Origin of the sequence: Flavobacterium sp. IB48 (assembly GCF_016405855.1) — a bacterium.
GTDB lineage: Bacteria > Bacteroidota > Bacteroidia > Flavobacteriales > Flavobacteriaceae > Flavobacterium > Flavobacterium ginsengisoli.
In genome coordinates this window covers 1-1,104 of sequence record NZ_JAEFCA010000026.1, presented here as the reverse complement: position 1 = coordinate 1,104, position 1,104 = coordinate 1, and the positions used below count along the sequence as shown (strand labels likewise).

Genomic DNA, 1,104 nt, shown 5'->3' with positions numbered 1-1,104 from the left:
TTCCGGATGCTGATAATACACTTATTTTTTACATTGTAGGAGATAATGGAGCCAGTGCTGAAGGTGGTTTAGAAGGTACATTGAACGAGATAAAAGCCTTAAACGGCATTCAAAGTTCTCTTAAAGAAAATTTAAAAGAAGTTGATAAATTAGGCGAATATGGCACGACACCTCATATTCCAGTAGGATGGGCCATGGCTGTAAACACACCATTTCAATGGTGCAAACAAGTCGCTTCACACTTTGGCGGTACCAGAAATCCTTTAGTTGTATCATGGCCTAAAGTAATCAAACCAGACGGAATTGTTCGTGATCAGTTTCTACATATTATAGATATTGCTCCAACTATAATGGAAGCTACAGGAACTACTTTTCCTGATTATGTTGATGGAGTCAAGCAAGTTCCTTTGGAGGGAAAATCATTTATGTCGACTTTTAAAAATGCAAAAGCTCCAGAATTGAGAACTCAGCAATACTTTGAAATTTTTGATAACAAAGCGATGTATAAAGATGGCTGGATAGCTGCTCACCAGCATACTAAGCCTTGGAGACAAGATGTAGCACCGGGTTTTGAAAATGAGGTCTGGCAGCTGTACAACATCAATGAAGATTTTACCGAAGCTACAGATTTATCAAAAAAATACCCGGAAAAATTAGCTGAACTAAAAAAGGTTTGGGAAGAAGACGCAATCAAATACAAAGTATTTCCTTTAGATGACAGAGGTGCTGCCCGACTTTCAGTTCCAAAACCTTCTCCATTAGGAGATCGAAAATCCTTTACTTTTTATGAAGGAGCGATTCGTATTCCTGAAACGGCAGCTCCAAATACTAAAAACAAGTCCTGGAATATGGAAGCTATGGTTAATACTGTAGACGGCAAAAAAGATGGTGTAATCAATGCATTAGGAGGTATGGATGCCGGATATGTATTATATGTGAAAGACGGCTATCCAACTTTTGTATATAATTATTTTGGTACAGAAACGAAAATTACTTCTAATCAAAAACTTCCAAACGGAGAAGCGTCTATAAAATTAGACTTTAATTATCCTGGTGGCGGAGCAGGAAAACCTTCAAAAGTTAAAATTTCTATCAACAACAAAG

The 1,104-nt window shown here is 37.2% G+C and carries 1 protein-coding gene; it reads left to right on the top strand.

Annotated elements, in window-relative coordinates:
- On the top strand, window positions 1-1,104 hold a 1,104-nt coding region (locus tag JC605_RS23595), incomplete at both ends, for a sulfatase/phosphatase domain-containing protein (protein WP_198858528.1).